The sequence below is a fragment of the Colwellia demingiae genome (assembly GCF_007954275.1).
Lineage (GTDB): Bacteria > Pseudomonadota > Gammaproteobacteria > Enterobacterales > Alteromonadaceae > Colwellia > Colwellia demingiae.
Genome location: NZ_VOLT01000004.1, coordinates 273,744 through 291,739, shown reverse-complemented (window position 1 = coordinate 291,739; position 17,996 = coordinate 273,744). Strand labels below are relative to the sequence as shown.

Here is a 17,996-nt window from a genome sequence, read left to right as displayed (position 1 = left end):
TTGTTTTTAACGGAATAACCATTAACAGAAAATGTGCCTTGATTATGATTCGCTCAGATTTCCTGAAACGAGCATCTTCAAGTGGAGCAGGTATATGAGGAAATATTATGTCTACCAATACACACAATACTATCGTAATCACTGGTGCCAATCGTGGCATCGGGTATTCCATGGCTAAAATCTGCCAACAACGTGGTGATATCGTTTATGCACTTTGTCGCCAAAGCTCTAAAGATCTAGATGCACTTGGTGTCAATGTGGTTGAGAAAATAGATATTGCTACCCAGGCAGGTATCGAGAAAGCTGTATCATCCCTTAGCGGTATCAGCATTGATTTATTGATCAACAATGCGGGTATTTTACGTGATGAGCAACTTAGTGATTTAAACAAAGACACCATTATTGAGCAATTTAATGTTAATGCGCTTGCGCCACTCTGTTTGAGCCAGGCTTTACTTGCTAACTTATCTTCAGGTAGCAAAATTGGCTTGATTACTTCTAGAATGGGCTCTGTCACGGATAATACATCTGGAGGCAGATATGGGTATCGCATGTCAAAAGCTGCACTTAATATTGCGTCAGTATCATTGGCAAGAGATCTCAGTAATGAAAATATCGCCGTCGGTATTTATCATCCTGGTTATGTACAAACCGAGATGGTAAATTGCGATGGCGTATTACGTAATGGTGATATCAGCGCCAACGTTGCGGCAGAACGCTTACTCGCCTTAATGGATAACTTAACCATGGCAGATTCAGGTGTATTTAAGCACTCAAATGGCGAAACATTACCCTGGTAATTTGAGTCTAAAAAATTCAGTTTAAGAAAGAAAAATGAGCTTTGCTTCTCAGGCTGATTTTTCTATCCTTTTTTTGCTGCTTTTTCATGCTATTTACCACGACAGTTATTCTCTTTTGCCCTGCACTGTTATATCATTGCGCCACTATTTTATGTCTGTATTAAAGGCCTGTGACTATCAAAAGCGTTATTAATTTATGCAAAAGAGTTTTCTCCAAAAAAGTGAGTAAAACTATCGCCGAAACGATCCCTAAAAAGGACGCTAACAAAAGCGCCCGTAGCAACACTAATGTTACAACTGCATCCTTTGATAATCCATTGATCTTCTCACGAGATCAACATCCAGTTTCACGTCAATTACTTAGCCCAAATGCACTTAAAGTATTATACCGCTTAAATAAAGGTGGTTTTGATGCCTACCTTGTTGGTGGCGGCGTTCGTGATATTTTATTAGGTTTTAAACCTAAAGATTTTGATATTGCAACCAATGCAACACCTGATGAAATTAAAGAGCTATTTAGAAATTGTCGCTTAATTGGTCGACGTTTTCGCTTAGCACACATTGTTTTTGGTCGTGAAATAATTGAAGTTGCAACATTTAGGGGCCATCATGCCAATGCCTCTGAACAGGAAAAAAGCTGCAAGACAACCTCTAAGCAAAGCGAAGATGGCATGCTATTGCGTGACAACATATACGGCAGTATCGAGGAAGATGCTGAACGTAGAGACTTCACTATCAATGCACTATATTACTCAGCTAAAGACTTTAAAGTTTATGATTTTGCCAATGGAGTTCAAGACGTAAACGATAAGGTAATTCGCTTAATTGGCGATCCTGAAACGCGTTATCGTGAAGATCCAGTGCGTATGTTACGAGCGATCCGCTTTGCCACCAAGCTTGATATGCAAATAAGTGATGATACTAAAGCACCAATCAAAGAATTATCTACCTTAATGGCCAATATTCCTGCGGCTCGTTTATTTGAAGAATTCTTGAAAATGTTCATAGCAGGTAAAGCTGTAGCTAACTTTGAGCAACTACGTAGTTATGACCTCTTTGGTTATTTCTTCCCTGCTGTTGAACAAGCACTTAACAATGAATCAGACGAACAACGTTTTTTACTCGACTTTATTATGCTGGCGATGGAAAACACTGACAAAAGAATAAACAATGATCAACGAGTAACACCTGCATTTTTATTTGCCGCTATGCTTTGGTATCCATTACAAAAGCATATTCAACAAATTAAAGTCACTACTCAACTGACCCCACAAGATATCTTCTTTGCTGCCCTAAATGAAATCATGCCAGAGCAGCAACGCAGTATTGCGATTCCTAAGCGTTTCCAAGCAGTCATTAAAGACATTTGGATCCTGCAAGATAAGTTAGGCCGCCGCGAAGGGAAACGAGCATTTAAAACGTTAGAGCATCCTAAATTTAGAGCAGGTTATGACTTCTTATTATTACGCGCCCAAATAGAAGATACAGATGAGCTTAAAGAATTGGCTCATTGGTGGACAGATTTTCAAGAGGTCTCAAATGAAGCCCGTCTTCAAATGATCAAGGGCGTGAAATTGCCACAAGGCGCAAAACGACGCCCAGCAAAGAAACGTCGTAAGCCTGCTGCAAAACCACCTGAATCGTAACGGCAAGCTGATGCAAAAAAAAGTAACAGCTTATATTGGTTTAGGTAGCAACTTATCAGACCCAAGGGTTCAAGTAAGCAATGCAGCTAAAGAAATAGGCAAAATATCAGCAAGTAATGTTATTGCGTTATCGGCTTTGTACTTGAGTAAGCCGATGGGCCCACAAGATCAAGATGATTACATCAATGCGGTAATTGCCATCGAGACGAGTTTATCTGCACTTGAATTATTAGACGCTTTACAAGCCATAGAAAATTCGGCTGGGCGAGTACGGAAAGATAATCGTTGGGGCGCACGAATTCTCGATTGTGATATCTTACTGTACGGTAATGAATCTATAGAGAATGAGCGCTTAACTGTTCCTCACTATGGTATGAAGCTGCGAGAGTTCGTTCTACTTCCACTAACAGAGATTGCGCCTTCTTTACATTTACCAGACGGTAGTTCAGTCAGCATACTTGCTAGTGAAATTAGTGACAATGGCATAATCAAATTATCATTATTAGAATAAAAAATATTAGAATTATTATTCTAAACAGTATACTCATTAACGCTAACCGCTTAATAAGCTAATTAACCTATTCGGAAAAGTCATGGCTAAAATCACTACTGCAAGTTTGCTTAACATGAAACAACAAGGCAAAAAAATATCAACTATTACTGCCTATGATGCCAGCTTCGCAAAATTATTTGATCAAGCAGGCATACACGCCATACTTATCGGCGACTCTTTAGGCATGGTATTGCAAGGTCAAGACAGTACATTACCTGTGACAATCGAAGATATGGCTTACCATACACGTTGTGTAAAACGCGGCGTTGAAGAAACCCTTATTATTGCCGACATGCCTTTTATGAGCTATGCCAATGAAGAGCAAGCTTTAGCAAATGCTGCACTGTTAATGCAAGCGGGTGCGAGTATGGTAAAAATGGAAGGTGGCGCTTGGCTTAATGACACCATTTCTGCTCTTGTTGAGCGTGGTGTCCCAGTATGTGCTCATTTAGGTTTAACACCACAATCAGTGAATATTTTGGGTGGTTTTAAAGTACAAGGTCGTGATGATGATAAAGCCCAAAAAATGATCGCTGATGCAAAAGCACTTGAAGCAGCTGGCGCTCAATTATTGGTACTTGAATGTATTCCAGCAACTTTAGGTGAAGCCATCACACAAGCGCTTACTATTCCAACTATTGGTATAGGCGCAGGTAAAGAGACTGATGGACAAATTTTGGTTATGCACGATGCTTTAGGTATTGCGTGTAATTATATGCCTAAGTTTTCACGCAACTTCTTAAAAGATACTGGTGATATTAAACAAGCCGTTGAGCTTTATATCAGTGAAGTAAGTGAAGGTAACTTCCCAGGTGATGAACATATATTCAAGTAATCATTACAAACAAATGAATTTAGCTCTTCTCAGCAAAAATTCAAAATATAGCTCTATTAATAAGATACTAACAATAAAATACTTATAAGAAATAACGGCAAGATAAACTTATGAAAACAGTCAGTCAAATTAGTGAATTACGTGCGCAAGTAAAAACATGGCGTCAACAAGGTTTAACCGTCGCTTTTGTGCCGACTATGGGTAACTTACATGCGGGTCATATTTCCTTAGTAGCTGAAGCACACAAACATGCTGATAAGATTGTTGCCAGTATATTTGTGAATCCAATGCAATTTGGCGTAAATGAAGACATTGAAAACTACCCGCGTACGATGATTAATGATCAGCAAAAATTGACTGCCGCTGGTACTGATTTACTATTCACACCATCACCTGACATTATTTACCCAAAAGGCCTCGCTAAACAAAGCTTTGTTGAAGTACCAAATATCTCTGACGGATATTGTGGGGAAAGTCGTCCTGGTCATTTTCGCGGTGTTGCCACGATTGTCTGTAAATTATTTAACCTAGTACAACCAGATGTGGCTTGTTTTGGCTTAAAGGATTATCAGCAAGTGCAAGTCATTCAAAGAATGGTTGTAGACTTGTCGATGCCAATAACTATAATGCCAGTGGCAACCATCAGAGAAGAAAGTGGTCTGGCCCTGAGCTCTCGTAATGGTTATTTAACAGCCGAAGAGAAAGCTATCGCGCCTGCCCTACACCAAAGTTTACACTGGTTAGGCGAACAAATTAGTGCAGGTTATGCTCAACAAGATAGTATTGATTTTATTGGCTTAGCTAAACAAGCCGCTAAAACAATTAATGATGCTGGTTTACACACAGATTACCTACATGTCTGCCACGCACAAACATTACAGCCAGCAAGTGAAGATGATACTCAGTTAGTGATTCTAGCGGCAGCACATTGCGGTAAAGCTCGCCTAATTGATAACTTGCAAGTAAAGCTAGCTTAACGTCCTTTGCTCATTACTTTAAATGTTTACCTAGCTTATTATTCTTAGCTAAGTAAACATTTTGTTAGCGCCGATTTAATCATAGCAATGTCTCATAGTTCATTAAATTTTTATCCAGTACTATCGAAGAAAGCCGATAAAAAGGCCATTTTACGCTTCTATAGAGATAACCATTATTCCGCAAGATTTATTGGCTTTGATAATTGTTACTTTATTAAAATGGATGACAAGATTATTGCTAGTGTAATTATTTCACAAGGTAATAGATCGCAACAGATAGAAACAGCTAGTGAACTAACTTCCACTGATACTTCTCAAGACTTAAGCCAAAATAAACCACAGTACTTACTGCATGCATTGCTTGTTGCACCTGATTATCAGAAGCTAGGATATGCACAGCATCTATTAAAATATGCGCTAACACATCATCAGCCGCTAATTTGTTTTGCAGACGCTTCGTTAATCAGTCTATACCTAAAAAATGGTTTTACTCTTATTACAGACGACTTACTTAATAAGCTTTTAAGCCCTGCTCTATACAATCGATTCCAGCTGTATTCAAAAAACAAACCTGAACTCAAAGCCTTTATTAATAAGTAAGCTGTGTAATGAGAACTCGTTTAAAGTATATATTTTAACCACTAGATAAGTCTCGTTTTTAAAAAATTTTTATTTTGAAAGTTAACAATCATTTGATCCGCATTATATAATCCTTGGATACTCTTTTGCCTAACGATTACCTACTTTGAAAAATCATGGCTAAAACAACTTTAACCAAAATCGGGCTTTAATTTAACAACTCCAATCATAAGCCAAGTAGTCATAACAAACGGCGCAGTAAAAGCAGGTATGGCTACCATCTCAAAAACTCTTGTAAACACCACAGAGGATAAAATAGCTAACATGATAAGCCAATACTTATTAGGATAGCGATCGACAAGTGCGATAGCGACAAGGCAGCCATTGAAACCATAAAGTCCCATCATTGCTTTCTCTTGAGAAAAACCAAAAGTAGTCGCAACCAGTAAACCAATGAGTGAACCCAATATTGCCCATACTGCCTTTTTATAAGAACTGAACAATAATGCACAACAAAATATAGCGCCTGAAAGCCAGTTATCTTGCAACATAACTTGCCCAACACCACGAAGAACTCCGTGTAAAGAATCAATGAGTGTCGGTGATATAGAACCAGTAAAACGTCCCTGCATTGGACTTGAGAGTCCTGCAGAATCCATAATCAATACGACCGTCCATATTGAAAGAATAAAGGGCGTAGTTAATGCTGGAAAATCTGGCATTTTAGTTATCATCAAGTGCATTATAAGTGCCGAAAAAGCACCTCCCAATAGCACCAAAACAAGAGATATAAAACTAAGTGGTAAAAGTGAAAATACTGCGAGGCCAACCAATGCAGCATTGAAGCCATATAAACCTTTATTTATGCAGTTTGAATCATACTGAAGTAATTTAGCGATAGCTAAACTCGATGAAATTGCCAGTATGCATCCCAGCAACATCGTAGGTGAATTTACTCCAATACCTACCAAAAATAACAAGCCGGTGATCGCGTTTGATTGCAACATGATTTGAGCTGAGCTACTTAAAAAACGTTTAGCAAAAGGCTCAAATAGATAATTCATGAATATTTATTGACCGAAATAGGTGTATCGACAGTAACAACTAAAATTGCGACTTACCCTAACGGCTATACCGCTAGGATGAAGGAAGGCTAACCTTATGTATTCATTGTCACTAAAACTATCATCAGCTAGTGAGTTTAGCGTTTAAAGCTAGTTGCTACTGATATACTTTAACGTTGTTATCACTTGTTCAACCGATGTAGCCCAAGCTTGTGCAGTTGCGTCCACTTCTTTTAACGGGTGAATTAACTCTTCACTATGTAACGTAATATAAGGCTTATTTAATGCGGCACAATAACCCGCATCAAAAGCGGCATTCCATTGCTTGTACTTATCACCAAAACGGATAATAGCCACATCACAACGCTCAATAAGTGTTTTTGTTCTAATGGCGTTCACTTTTGCCGATTTATTATCCCGCCAAAACTGATCTGTTTCTGCACCAAGGTGGTCTCCCGCACTATCACTCGTTTCATGATGAGTAACTGCCGAAGAAAAGACGATGTTTAAATTACTTTCTTGGCAACCTTGAATAATTTTTTCGCGCCAATCGGTATGAATTTCACCAGAAAGATATACATTAAATTTCATTGTTAAGCCCTTATTTCTATTTAGCCAAAACTATATCCATCCATAATACATGAATTACGCGTTATTCAATATATCTATGAAGTGGAATGACATTTCACTATATGAAATACAGAGGAATGTAAGTGAATTAAACTTCACGGTCATTCAAGTTAATCTACTCACAACTTGGGAATTAAATACTAACAATAAGTACTCTATAAAGATGACATGATAAAACTGTCTCCTATAAAAGTAAAAAGCCCCGCTACGGTTAATTATCCATAGCAGGGCTTTAGTAACTTCAATTAACAACGATGTACTCGTTAATTTTTTTCTTCTTCAAGCTGAGTTTTTGGAAGAGCTGCATTAAGTGCTATGGCGACTAAGCCACATAAACTAATGCCTGTTAGACTGAAATCATCATTACCAATAGCCATGCCACCAATACCAAAGACTAGTGTAGTTGAGACGATCACCAAATTACGTTGCTCAGCAAGGTCTACTTGAGCTTTTATGAGAATGTTCATGCCTACGCCTGCGATTGAACCAAAAAGCAGAATCAGGATACCGCCCATAACTGGCGCTGGAATGGTTTGTAATGCAATACCAAATTTAGCTACGAATGCTAGACCAATAGCAAAAGCAGCAGCCCAAAGCATGATACGAGGATTGAACATTTTAGTGAGCATTACGGCACCAGTAACTTCTGAATAAGTGGTATTAGGCGGTCCACCAAATAACGAAGCTAAAGAGGTAGCTAAACCATCACCTAACAGTGTGCGGTGTAAACCTGGATTTTTAGTGTAATCTTTACCGGTGACGCTACCAATCGCGATAATATCTCCTACGTGTTCAATGGCAGGTGCAATGGCTATCGGAAGCATGAAAAGAATAGCAGCTAGATTAAACTCAGGCGTTACAAAATTTGGGATTGCAAACCACTCACTAGTCGCTATTGCTTCGGTACTAACCATGCCCATAACAGACGCCATAATATAGCCAACAAAGACTCCGGCCATAATCGGAATTAATCGGAAGATACCTTTACCTAGGGTTGCTACTAACAATGTAGTAATTAATGCTGACATAGACACTAATAATGAATCAGCATAGGGGAATAGTTCAGCAGCACCATCTCCTGTTTTACCCATAGCCATGTTCACGGCTATTGGCGCTAGACTAAGTCCGATGACCATTATGATTGGACCTGTTACTACTGGAGGCATTAGCTTATGCAAAAAACCAGCTCCGCGCACAGCAACGACGCCAGCAATTAATACATAGACTAAACCTGTAACAAATAAAGAACCCATAGCTGCCGCAATGCCCCACGTTTGTACTGAGTAGGCAATTGGAGCAATAAAAACAAAAGAAGATGCCAAAAATAATGGTACTTGCTGTTTGGTAATAAACTGAAACAAGATAGTACCAATACCCGCAGTAAATAAAGCTACACTTGGGTCTAGTCCTGTAATTAATGGCATTAATACCAATGCGCCGAAAGCGACGAACAGCATTTGCAGTCCGGCAAGGGCACTACGCCAAGAAGGTTGATTGAAGCTGCTTTGATTTAAAGAGGGTTCCGACATAAAGCGTCCTATTAAGTGATTTATTATTTAATTTATTTACAACTATCTAGCAGCTTTTACTTAGTACCAAATATTTTATCGCCCGCATCGACAAGTCCAGGAATGATATAACCACTCTCGTTCAAATGGTCATCAATCGATGCGGTATAGATATCTACATCTGGGTGGGCACTTTGAACCTTTGCAATACCTTCTGGAGCAGCAACTAATACTAAGGCACGAATATCAACACAACCTGCTTTTTTTAATATGTCGATGGTAGCATTCATTGAACCACCAGTAGCTAGCATTGGGTCGATAATCAAGGCCAAACGCTGGTCAATATCACCCGCTAATTTTTCGAAATAAGTGACGGGCTCTAACGTTTCTTCATCACGATAAAGACCTACTACACTAATTTTTGCACTTGGCATTAACTCTAATACACCATCCAACATACCTATACCAGCACGTAAAATTGGCACTACGGTTGCTTTTTTACCCACGAGACGCTGACCGGTAATTTCACCGTCCCAACCTTCCATTTGGAAGTCTTCCAGTTCAAGACCTTTGGTCGCTTCGTAAGTTAATAAAGAACCAACTTCAGCTGATAGTTGACGAAAGCTACGAGTACTCATGTCTTTGGCGCGCATTAGGCTAATTTTGTGTTGTACTAGTGGGTGTTTTATTTCGAATACTGACATGCTTTATAATCCAATGAAAAAATTTTGCTTATTTTCACATAAATTGGTCAGATATTGGAGAGATTTTCAGTATATTTCTCTACTTAGTCAGCAAGATCAAAGAAAATGAGTAGTGGTAATTACTGACGAGAAAATTATTTCTCATCAGTAAAAGTTATAGTCAACTTTTTGTAGTAATACCAATCGGACTAATTTATTGAACACTTAGCGAGAATTAAAAGGCTTAGAGGCAAGGCATTGATTGAAGAGAATGGTTACTCCCTTGTCAAAATCAATAACGCTGCTTATAAGCCTTTTAAACTCGCCCTTCAGGAGCTCATTAGCAAACTGATAACATCATAAAATGAATGAAATATAGACTAACTATGTTTAACTCATTTTACTTGTTTTAAGCTCACTAATGTAGCTCTAAGCTGACCAATAAAATAATCCGTTTGGTATAAATTCAGAATTAATCACCATCAATATTAAGTAAGTTCGCTGGAGAAAATTGATCCGTTAGTACTGGACTATCATCAGGCCAGTCTTGATGTGTAGCAGTTGATTTTATATTTTTATAAAGTTGCTTTGCATCGACACCAATGGTGAGTAATTTAATAGCTAACTTAGTGATACTTTCACTTTGCTCTATTGCCGCTTGCTCTTTATAAAGGTTTTCATCGAGTCCATTATTACGAGCTAATATTATTCGATTACTATTGTCAGGATTACTCACTTGATAATAATCACCAAAAACAGCTTTATAAGTTGCTGATTCATAGACATATAACTTACTAGAAGAAAAGGTATTAGCCGTTAGTATCCCTTGGGGAGAAAGCAAACGTTTGGTTTCTTCTAAATACTCTTTGGTCATTAAGTGCTCTGGAATATAATCACCGTTAAAAGCATCAAGTATAATCCAATCGTACTGTAGCTTCTTTAATAGTGCTCTTTTGACAAAAACCCTACCGTCTTGACTATACGTTTTTATTTGATCATTTTCTAAAAAGCCAAAGTATTGTCGAGCTACTTTAATAACACTTTCATCTATTTCCACATTATCAATATAACTATCAGGCAATAATTGGTGCAAGGTATTTGACATTGTGCCGCCGCCAAGACCAATGATCAAAATGCGCTTGGGCTTAGGATTAACTAATAAACCGGTGAGTAATTGTTTGGTATAATTAAAAACTAATCGTTGTGGCTGGCTTTTAAGGAGACAACTTTGCCGCGTTTTATTACTCTTAACATTAAATTTTAAACAACGTAAATCGCCTTTATCTTCCACCAGAATATTTCGATATAAAGAACGCTCACTGTGAATAACTTCAGCCATTGCATTATTGACAATACTAATACCCAATAAAAAGTAAAGGCCGTAGATAAGCTTACCTGCTGAATTAAGCATGACTAATATCTCGTTGTGCTTTCGATTTAAATAAACTTGCGTTCATTTTTGCAACCACAATAGTGATGAAACCTAATAAGCTTAGTAATAGGCTAACACTTACCACAATCGTATTTATATCAAACCATAAGACCAGGTAAAAAGAAGTAATAATGGTACCTAGAGCACTACCTAAGGTAGAAACGAAATATAATTTACCGGCAACCTGACCACTTTCATTAGAGTTTCTTACCAATAATCTTACCGAGTAAGGGGATAACATACCTAAAATAATCGTTGGTATAAAAAAGAGTGCAGTTGAGGCTAATAAAGATCCATAACGGGAATCCTCTACCGATAAGAAAATACTTTCCATTAACCAAGTACTTGATGTAACTATTGGTAGCAAGGTGAGGCCAGCAATAATGAAAATAGCACCATATCGGGTAAGTGATGCTGAGCGAGTGGAAAGCTTACCACCAAATAAATAACCTAACGCTAAACTGAGCATGAAAACCGTGATGATACTGCCCCATATATGGACACTGCTGCCAAAAAATGGGGCAAGAATTCGCCCAGCTAACAGCTCAATACACATTATGGAAAAACCACTGGTAAAGGCAAGAAAATAAATAAAAAGGTTGTTGTAATTAATTGATTTTTTGGGTTCTTGCATGCTTTGTATAATTTTTATTATTTAAATTTATATAAGCACTGTAAATTATTTTTCTGATTTTGGGTAGTAAGCAACAATATATCGCTGATGGAACAATGTTCTTTGCTCTATTATTTCAGATGTTAATAAGCAAGCTGGCGTTACAAAAAATAAAAGTAGTGGGGCTTTCCTTACTCATAAAAGCCATGGGATAAGATAAGTTCATCCGTATGAAATAGTATATCTGTTTATAGCAATAAAAACCCTTACACCACTTATTAGCGAACCAAAACAACGGGTTTTCGATATTTGAATGAACCGTGGAGCCATCATTATAATCAGACCTCCCACGGTGTCATGAGTTTTAATCACGGCAAATTTCAATGGATATATGTGAAAGCTGCGGCAATATTTCCTTTAAAATACCTTCGTATTCATCTGAATTCAGTGGTTGCGCAGAAGTTACTTTAAGAATTGCAGCTTGGTGAGCTGTCGCTATTGTCCATATATGTATATCGTTAATTACAGTATTTTTTTTGCTTAATGCTTTTGAAATTTGTTCTAACGTTGATTTTTTTACCGATTTATCGAGAAGAATGTTACTAGAATCCTTAATTAAACCATAAGACCAACGTAAGATTACGATGGCGCCAACAATCCCCATTAATGGATCCATCCATATTAAACCGACATATTTTCCTACTAATAAAGCAACAATGGCTAATAACGACGTGAGTGTATCCGCAAGTACATGAAAGTAAGCTGCTTTCATATTATGGTCGTGATGATGGTGGTGCTCTCCATGATGATCATCATGGAGAATAAAAACAGAGGCAACATTGACAACTAAACCAATAATGGCAACAACAATTGCTTCATTAAAATGAATTGATTGTGGTTCTAATAGCCTTTGAACCGATTCAACTATCATCAACAATGCGACTATTGCTAATGCAATAGCACTGGCAAAACCACCTAAAGAATTGACTTTACCAGTACCAAAGCTGAAGTCCTTATTGTTTGCATGTTTTTTTGCATAGGAATAAGCGAAAATCGCAATTAAAAATGCTGCAGAATGAGTGCCCATATGCCACCCGTCAGCAAGAAGGGCCATAGAACCCGACCAAGTACCAGCACCAATTTCAAGCACCATGATCACTGTGGTTAACCAGAAAACAGTTTTGACTTTATTTTCATGAAGTTTATTATCAATACCGAAATTATGAGAATGTTCCCATTGAATACTACTATCGTTTTCCATTGAACTTCCTAATATTGATTACTTTATGTTACTTAGAAATAGCATATATTTTAAACCTGAAATATACTACCCCCCTGTATATTGTTTTTTCAAACAAAGGAAAAGAATGTCACATACCATAGTAAGTAAAAAAAAGCTGCTCAGTCGCGTTAGACGAATAAAAGGTCAATCTATTGCTTTAGAAAGTGTTTTAGAAGGTGAGCCAGACTGCATGGCAGTGTTACAACAGGTAGCGGCGATTAAAGGCGCTGTTAATGGACTCATGAAAGAGGTATTAGAAGGTCATTTAAGGGAACACTTAGGTGCCGACGATTTGACTCAAGAAGAAAGAGCAGAAGAAGTTGAGCAAGTTATTTCCGTTTTAAAGAGTTACCTAAAATAAATTGAGCAATGGAGAATTTTTTAGCATTGTATTTTACTCTTCGAAACGAGCAATACGTTAACCAACTTTAACTTTGTTCTTCTTAGTGGAGTAATCAGCTACTTTGGGGGAATGGTCACAGATATAAATACCTCATATGGGATAAGGCAATAACACGAAATTAATAATAGCATGTAGAGTTATTTATCGTTCACCAAAAGATTCTGCCAATGTTTTACGCAAAGGTTTCAGTAAATAATTCAACACTGTACGGTCGCTTGTTTTAATATCAATCTGTGCTGTCATACCCGGTAAAATATCTAAAATCTTACCTGAAGTCGTTGTCACAGGATTTGTTTTTGTTGAAACATGCACACGATAATAGATCTCTTCACCTTGGCCTGTTTCTTCTTTTAAGGTGTCAGCACTAACATAAACGACCTCCCCAATAACACCGCCATAAATAGTATAATCGAACGGGTCAAAACGTATAGTGGCATTAAGCCCCTTACGCACTTGAGCAATATCTGCAGGACTAATTTTCGCTTCAAGAATTAACTCATCACCCACAGGAATGATTTGCATTAACTCTTCCCCGGCGCGCAGTACACCGCCGATGGTAGTTACGCGAACATTTTTCACTATTCCAGGTAATAGTGCCTTAAAAATACTATCTTCTAATTGCTGTTTACGTTGCGTTAGCACTTGTACATTTTGAGCAATTTCATCTTCAGCTTTTGCTAATTCCGCCCCGGCATCTTCAAGGTAAGTATTTTTTCTATTCAATAATTTGGCTTCACTGTCATTCAAGCTTCTAGCGGCTCTAATAACTTCAGTACGATTCACATCACCTGACGCTGATAATTTTTTAATCAATTCAGATTCTTCTCGCGCTAAATCTACCCCTTTTTTTAAAGCCTTTAACTCTTCAGCCAGCGTTGTACTTTTTTGCTCAAATAAAGCACGTTCAACCTTTATCTGTTCTGGAAAACGCAGTAAATCATCAGCAAAAACTAACGTTTTTTTGCCAAGAATTTCTGCTCGTAATCGCGCTGCTTTTGCTCTTAGTGCAGAAAGGCGTGCATCAACCTCTTTCACGGCAGCGCCAATACGCGTGGTATCTAATGTCGCAATTACCTGCCCTTCAGTAACGCTATCCCCTTCTTTTACATATAAATTGGAAATAACACCACCATCAACTGATTGAATAATTTGTACACGGCTACTGGCAATCACTTCGCCTGTACCTCGTGCCACTTGGTCAAGCCGAAAGTTTGAAGCCCACAACACAAAAACAACCAGCCCGATAAATATCCCCCATAATACTAATGAATAATTACGCAGGTAATAATTCTCTAAACGCGCGGTTGTCTTTTGATTACCGTCATCATCGGAAAAAAAGCTATCAAATAACATGATTATCTCCTTGACTCACGTTAGCCGCGACAAAACCTTTTGGTGTGCGTAATGTTGGCGCATCTCTGTTTGAGACAGTTACTTTATTTTTCGTAACATTAGACATAACTTTGGACAGAACCTCCTCCGGTATCCCATCATTGATTATCTCACCATGCTGCATCACAATAACGCGATTCGCGATCTTCGCCGCTAAAGCTGGGCGATGAGTTGAAATAATTAAGATATCATCGGCTTTAACATTGTCTTGTAATGCCTGTAATACTTTTTGTTCCGATTCATTATCTAAGGTCGCCGTAGGCTCATCCAACAACCATACTTTAGGTTGTGCTAAAAAGGTACGTCCAAGACCAACCAGCTGACGCTGACCGCCTGATAATCCTTCTCCGCCTTCACTTATCGCTAATTCCATACCTAAGGAATCATCAGCGGCAATTTTATCAATACCAAGTTGCTCAGATACCTGTAACAAATGAGAGTCACTTACCGCGCCAGACAATGCTAAATTACTACGTAAGGTTCCCTTAAATAAATGCACACTTTGGGGTAAATAACTGACCTGATCCGCGACAATATTGGGCTCTATTTCCCATAAATCAGCCTGACCCAGTTTAATTCTGCCTTCCGCTGGTTTATATAAGCCTGCTAGCACTTTAAGTAAGGTAGATTTACCTGATCCTATCGCGCCAAGTAATACAACACGCTCCCCCGCCGTAAAGATTAATTTATTAATATTTAATTGCCGTATAGGCGATTCAGGGTAGGAAAACATTATTCCGTCTAAACTGATTTTTTTAGGTAACTCATCGGGTAATAATAAGTTTTGATCTACGCGGCGCTCCGTGTTTAATAATAATACCTGGTTCACCATTTCTAAGGCTTGCGCAACATTTTGCCACTGCGAAAAATACTGCACACTTTGCGCAACTGGGGCAATAACACGGCCACCTAAAATACTACAAGCAATCAACGCGCCCATGGTTAAATTACCGGCTTCAATTTGGCCAACACCAACAACAATAGCACTAATATAAGCAGCTGTAGATAAACTGCTGGTACTAACAGTGGCAAAATTGCTGATCGCTTTTTGACGTATATTATAGCTCGAAATTGTTTGCGTTATCTCTTGCCATTTTGCTGAGAAGCGCCATGTTGCATTATTCGCCCGAATAGATTCAGCGCCTTTAATGGCATCAACTAATAACCCTTGCCGTTCATTAGAGCGCATCATTTGCTGTTTAAGTAATCGGCGTAATCGTCTTTGTGTGACCCAACCTAAAGTCAATGCTACAGGTAATAACATCAGATAAACCCAGCCAATATGGCCGCCAATGAGTGCAATCATAGCAATAAAAAATAAGGCAAAAGGTAGGTCTACTAAAGCAAAAACAACCCCAGAGCTAAAAAATTGTCTAACCGAATCTAAACCACCCACTTGCGCGGCCAGTGTACCCAAACTACGAGGACGCTCATCTAACTGCAAGTGCATCACATGGTCAAACACTTGTTGTGACACCGCTTTATCTACCGCACAACTCACACTGTCTAAGGTACGTGCACGGATTGTTTTTAAAAACCAATCAAGTACAACCACAATAAACATCCCCATGACTAAGGTAGTTAGAGTGGCATACGCTAAGGTTGGAACCACTCGATCATAAACTTGCATTGCAAAAATAGCGGTCGATACCGCCAAAATATTAATAATAACCGTGGCAACAATAATATCGATGAGCCAACGACGGCTTTTAAACATTTCACTAAACACAAGTCGAGCGGCAATATTGCCCTTTAATGAAAAAATGGAGGTTTGCTCACGTTTTTTTTCGACGCGAAGCCACAAGACAATGCCCGCTTCGAGTTGATCGTGTGTACGTTGCTCGCACTCACCTGCCTCATTCGTCACTAATAACTTATTATCTTTTGCATGTTCAACCAATACCCAGCCCGAGTGCGTAAAAAGCATGGCCGGTAATCGACGTTGGTCAAAACGCGCCCACCTTACTTGAGCTGCCTGTATACCTTTTAATTTTAATGTATTAAAAACAAAGTACAGTCGTTTAATTACCGGCGCTTGTGGCAGTTGCGTTTGAGCCTGCTGACAAGCGTCAACTAAAGCACCTGCTTGCACCGAAAGAGCTAACTTATCCAATAAATTTTTTAATACATTAGCTGGTAGCGCTTGATGTAATAAAGCCTGCTCTAATGTTAATTCATCTACTGTATTGGGTGCAGCCGCTTGTGTGGCTGCTTTTGCTACAGTTGGCTGTTCTACAGTATTACTGCTGTTCATATGTATTTAATCCCGCGGGGTCATCCAACATCCCCATTAAGGTCAATAATTGTAACGACAACTGCTGCCAATCACTGGCTATCTGTACAAGTTGTAAACGTAGCTCTGTTAGCTCTCGTTGGTTATTAAGTACTTCTACCCATGATTTACGTCCTGAATTATATTGGCGTAAAAACGATGCCATCGTTGCTTCAACTTCATCTACTATATCTTTTTGTGAACGCATTAAATCGTGTTGCACGTCCCTATTAATCATTAACACATTGATTTGGCGCCTAATGTCATTCAAGGCAGACTTTACCTCTTCGTCTGCAGCATTTAAACGCGCAGCAGCGGCGTTCACCCGCCCTACGCTTACTAAGCCAAGTCCTTCCATATTACCTTCGAATACTAAGCCAGCCCTAGTTTGGTCGACACTTATGTCGTTATCAAAGAAATCATACTCAACACGAAAAGAAATGGTCGGCAGTGATGCCACTTTTTCCTGTTTTAAATTTAAACGTACCACCTTAAGTTGCTCACGCTTATAGCGAACATTTGCATCATTTTTCATCACTAATTTGTTAACCACCGAGCGCTGAGGCAAACCTAATAAACGATCATCAATAGCGCCTTCGCTAGAAACCCTGATTTGTGTTAATGCCTGTAACTCAGCTTGAGCCACTAACTCCTCGCCCAAAATACGTTGTAATCTTGAACGCGCTTGCAGTAAACGCGAGTAAGCTAATCGGGTATCTGCATTAGAGGCTAACTGGCCCTGTTGACGACGAGAAATACGACCATGTAAGTTTTCATGTTCTGTAATATTTTGTTTTGCCACGATAATACGTAGCTTAATCCCTTGTATTTTGGCGTAAATTTTTGCGGTATCGCTTATCAACTCACGCTGTGTTTGTATTAAGCCCCATTGCTCAGCGGTATAATTGGCGGTCGCTTCATCAATCGCCGTATCTATTTTACCAAAGGCCCACAGTGGTTGATTTAACCTTAGTGTGCCTTGGTCTGCATTATTATTTAAATTATTGGCCTGCGCAGATAAAGTGGGATATCGCCTCGCTTTTGCACTGTCAATATTCGACTCATACGAATTAAGAGCCGCTTGTTGGCCTTTTAATGCAGGGTTATGAATCATGACCGCTTGTAACGCGTTTAAAAAATCACGTGGTAACGTTGGCTTTTTAAGCTGTGTAAAATCATCCTGTTTTAATAGCGTAACTGATGACATAGTCGAACTATTGTCCTCTATATTAGGGGTATGCTGAGCCTGAAATTCTGTTGCCTCTATTGCCATTGATACCATTGCGATTAACGATAGCGTGATTAATAACAAGCTAGGCATAGATAA

The 17,996-nt window shown here is 38.7% G+C and carries 17 protein-coding genes; 7 read left to right on the top strand and 10 right to left on the bottom strand.

The window, feature by feature from the left end; genetic code table 11:
* Nucleotides 1-107: 107 nt before the first annotated feature.
* From ESZ36_RS09400 to ESZ36_RS09375, 6 genes are all read left to right on the top strand, one after another.
* A complete protein-coding gene (locus tag ESZ36_RS09400; protein WP_146786778.1) occupies nt 108-800 on the top strand; it encodes an SDR family oxidoreductase in 693 nt (230 codons plus the stop codon).
* A 221-nt stretch (nt 801-1,021) separates the two neighbouring features.
* Complete coding sequence (gene pcnB, locus ESZ36_RS09395; protein ID WP_146786775.1) at nt 1,022-2,446, top strand: polynucleotide adenylyltransferase PcnB; 1,425 nt, start codon at nt 1,022-1,024, stop codon at nt 2,444-2,446.
* Nucleotides 2,447-2,456: 10 nt separating this feature from the next.
* Complete coding sequence (gene folK / locus ESZ36_RS09390; protein WP_146786772.1) at nt 2,457-2,957, top strand: 2-amino-4-hydroxy-6-hydroxymethyldihydropteridine diphosphokinase; 501 nt, start codon at nt 2,457-2,459, stop codon at nt 2,955-2,957.
* 82 nt (nt 2,958-3,039) lie between these two features.
* Nucleotides 3,040-3,834 (top strand): 3-methyl-2-oxobutanoate hydroxymethyltransferase, encoded by a 795-nt coding sequence (panB, locus tag ESZ36_RS09385; protein WP_146786769.1) that lies wholly within the window; start codon nt 3,040-3,042, stop codon nt 3,832-3,834.
* 110 nt (nt 3,835-3,944) lie between these two features.
* Entirely contained in the window at nt 3,945-4,811 is an 867-nt protein-coding gene (gene panC / locus ESZ36_RS09380; RefSeq protein WP_146786766.1) for a pantoate--beta-alanine ligase, read from the top strand.
* 87 nt (nt 4,812-4,898) lie between these two features.
* Nucleotides 4,899-5,411: a GNAT family N-acetyltransferase gene (locus ESZ36_RS09375; protein WP_146786763.1), complete on the top strand. Its 513-nt coding sequence runs from the start codon at nt 4,899-4,901 to the stop codon at nt 5,409-5,411.
* Nucleotides 5,412-5,581: 170 nt separating this feature from the next.
* Here the strand turns inward: ESZ36_RS09375 and ESZ36_RS09370 are convergent, their stop codons facing one another.
* The 7 genes from ESZ36_RS09370 to dmeF form a co-directional block, all read right to left on the bottom strand.
* On the bottom strand, nt 5,582-6,454 hold the full coding sequence (locus ESZ36_RS09370) for an urea transporter (RefSeq protein WP_146786761.1): 873 nt from the start codon (nt 6,452-6,454) through the stop codon (nt 5,582-5,584).
* A gap of 150 nt (nt 6,455-6,604) precedes the next feature.
* Nucleotides 6,605-7,045 carry a YtoQ family protein gene (locus ESZ36_RS09365; protein ID WP_146786758.1) on the bottom strand — a complete coding sequence of 147 codons (441 nt, stop codon included), beginning with the start codon at nt 7,043-7,045 and terminating at the stop codon, nt 6,605-6,607.
* Between the two features lie 302 nt (nt 7,046-7,347).
* On the bottom strand, nt 7,348-8,613 hold the full coding sequence (locus tag ESZ36_RS09360; RefSeq protein ID WP_146786755.1) for a uracil-xanthine permease family protein: 1,266 nt from the start codon (nt 8,611-8,613) through the stop codon (nt 7,348-7,350).
* Nucleotides 8,614-8,669: 56 nt separating this feature from the next.
* Nucleotides 8,670-9,296 carry a uracil phosphoribosyltransferase gene (gene upp / locus ESZ36_RS09355; protein WP_146786752.1) on the bottom strand — a complete coding sequence of 209 codons (627 nt, stop codon included), beginning with the start codon at nt 9,294-9,296 and terminating at the stop codon, nt 8,670-8,672.
* A gap of 451 nt (nt 9,297-9,747) precedes the next feature.
* Nucleotides 9,748-10,686 carry a spermidine synthase gene (locus tag ESZ36_RS09350; RefSeq protein ID WP_146786749.1) on the bottom strand — a complete coding sequence of 313 codons (939 nt, stop codon included), beginning with the start codon at nt 10,684-10,686 and terminating at the stop codon, nt 9,748-9,750.
* Entirely contained in the window at nt 10,679-11,341 is a 663-nt protein-coding gene (locus ESZ36_RS09345) for a fused MFS/spermidine synthase (RefSeq protein ID WP_146786746.1), read from the bottom strand. The genes ESZ36_RS09350 and ESZ36_RS09345 overlap by 8 nt, the downstream gene beginning before the upstream one ends.
* Before the next feature lie 343 nt (nt 11,342-11,684).
* On the bottom strand, nt 11,685-12,581 hold the full coding sequence (gene dmeF / locus ESZ36_RS09340; protein ID WP_146786743.1) for a CDF family Co(II)/Ni(II) efflux transporter DmeF: 897 nt from the start codon (nt 12,579-12,581) through the stop codon (nt 11,685-11,687).
* 106 nt (nt 12,582-12,687) lie between these two features.
* Here dmeF and ESZ36_RS09335 point away from each other — a divergent pair, with 106 nt between their 5' ends.
* A complete protein-coding gene (locus tag ESZ36_RS09335) occupies nt 12,688-12,963 on the top strand; it encodes a metal/formaldehyde-sensitive transcriptional repressor (protein WP_146786740.1) in 276 nt (91 codons plus the stop codon).
* Nucleotides 12,964-13,146: 183 nt separating this feature from the next.
* Here ESZ36_RS09335 and ESZ36_RS09330 read toward each other — a convergent pair whose 3' ends face one another.
* Genes ESZ36_RS09330 through ESZ36_RS09320 form a run of 3 tightly spaced genes read right to left on the bottom strand, consistent with a single transcriptional unit; the run spans nt 13,147 to nt 17,990 of the window.
* Complete coding sequence (locus tag ESZ36_RS09330) at nt 13,147-14,358, bottom strand: beta-barrel domain-containing protein (protein WP_146786737.1); 1,212 nt, start codon at nt 14,356-14,358, stop codon at nt 13,147-13,149.
* Nucleotides 14,348-16,651 carry a peptidase domain-containing ABC transporter gene (locus ESZ36_RS09325; protein ID WP_146786734.1) on the bottom strand — a complete coding sequence of 768 codons (2,304 nt, stop codon included), beginning with the start codon at nt 16,649-16,651 and terminating at the stop codon, nt 14,348-14,350. Before ESZ36_RS09325 ends, ESZ36_RS09330 begins: the two co-directional genes overlap by 11 nt.
* Nucleotides 16,638-17,990: a TolC family protein gene (locus tag ESZ36_RS09320; RefSeq protein WP_246129044.1), complete on the bottom strand. Its 1,353-nt coding sequence runs from the start codon at nt 17,988-17,990 to the stop codon at nt 16,638-16,640. Before ESZ36_RS09320 ends, ESZ36_RS09325 begins: the two co-directional genes overlap by 14 nt.
* Nucleotides 17,991-17,996 lie beyond the last annotated feature (6 nt).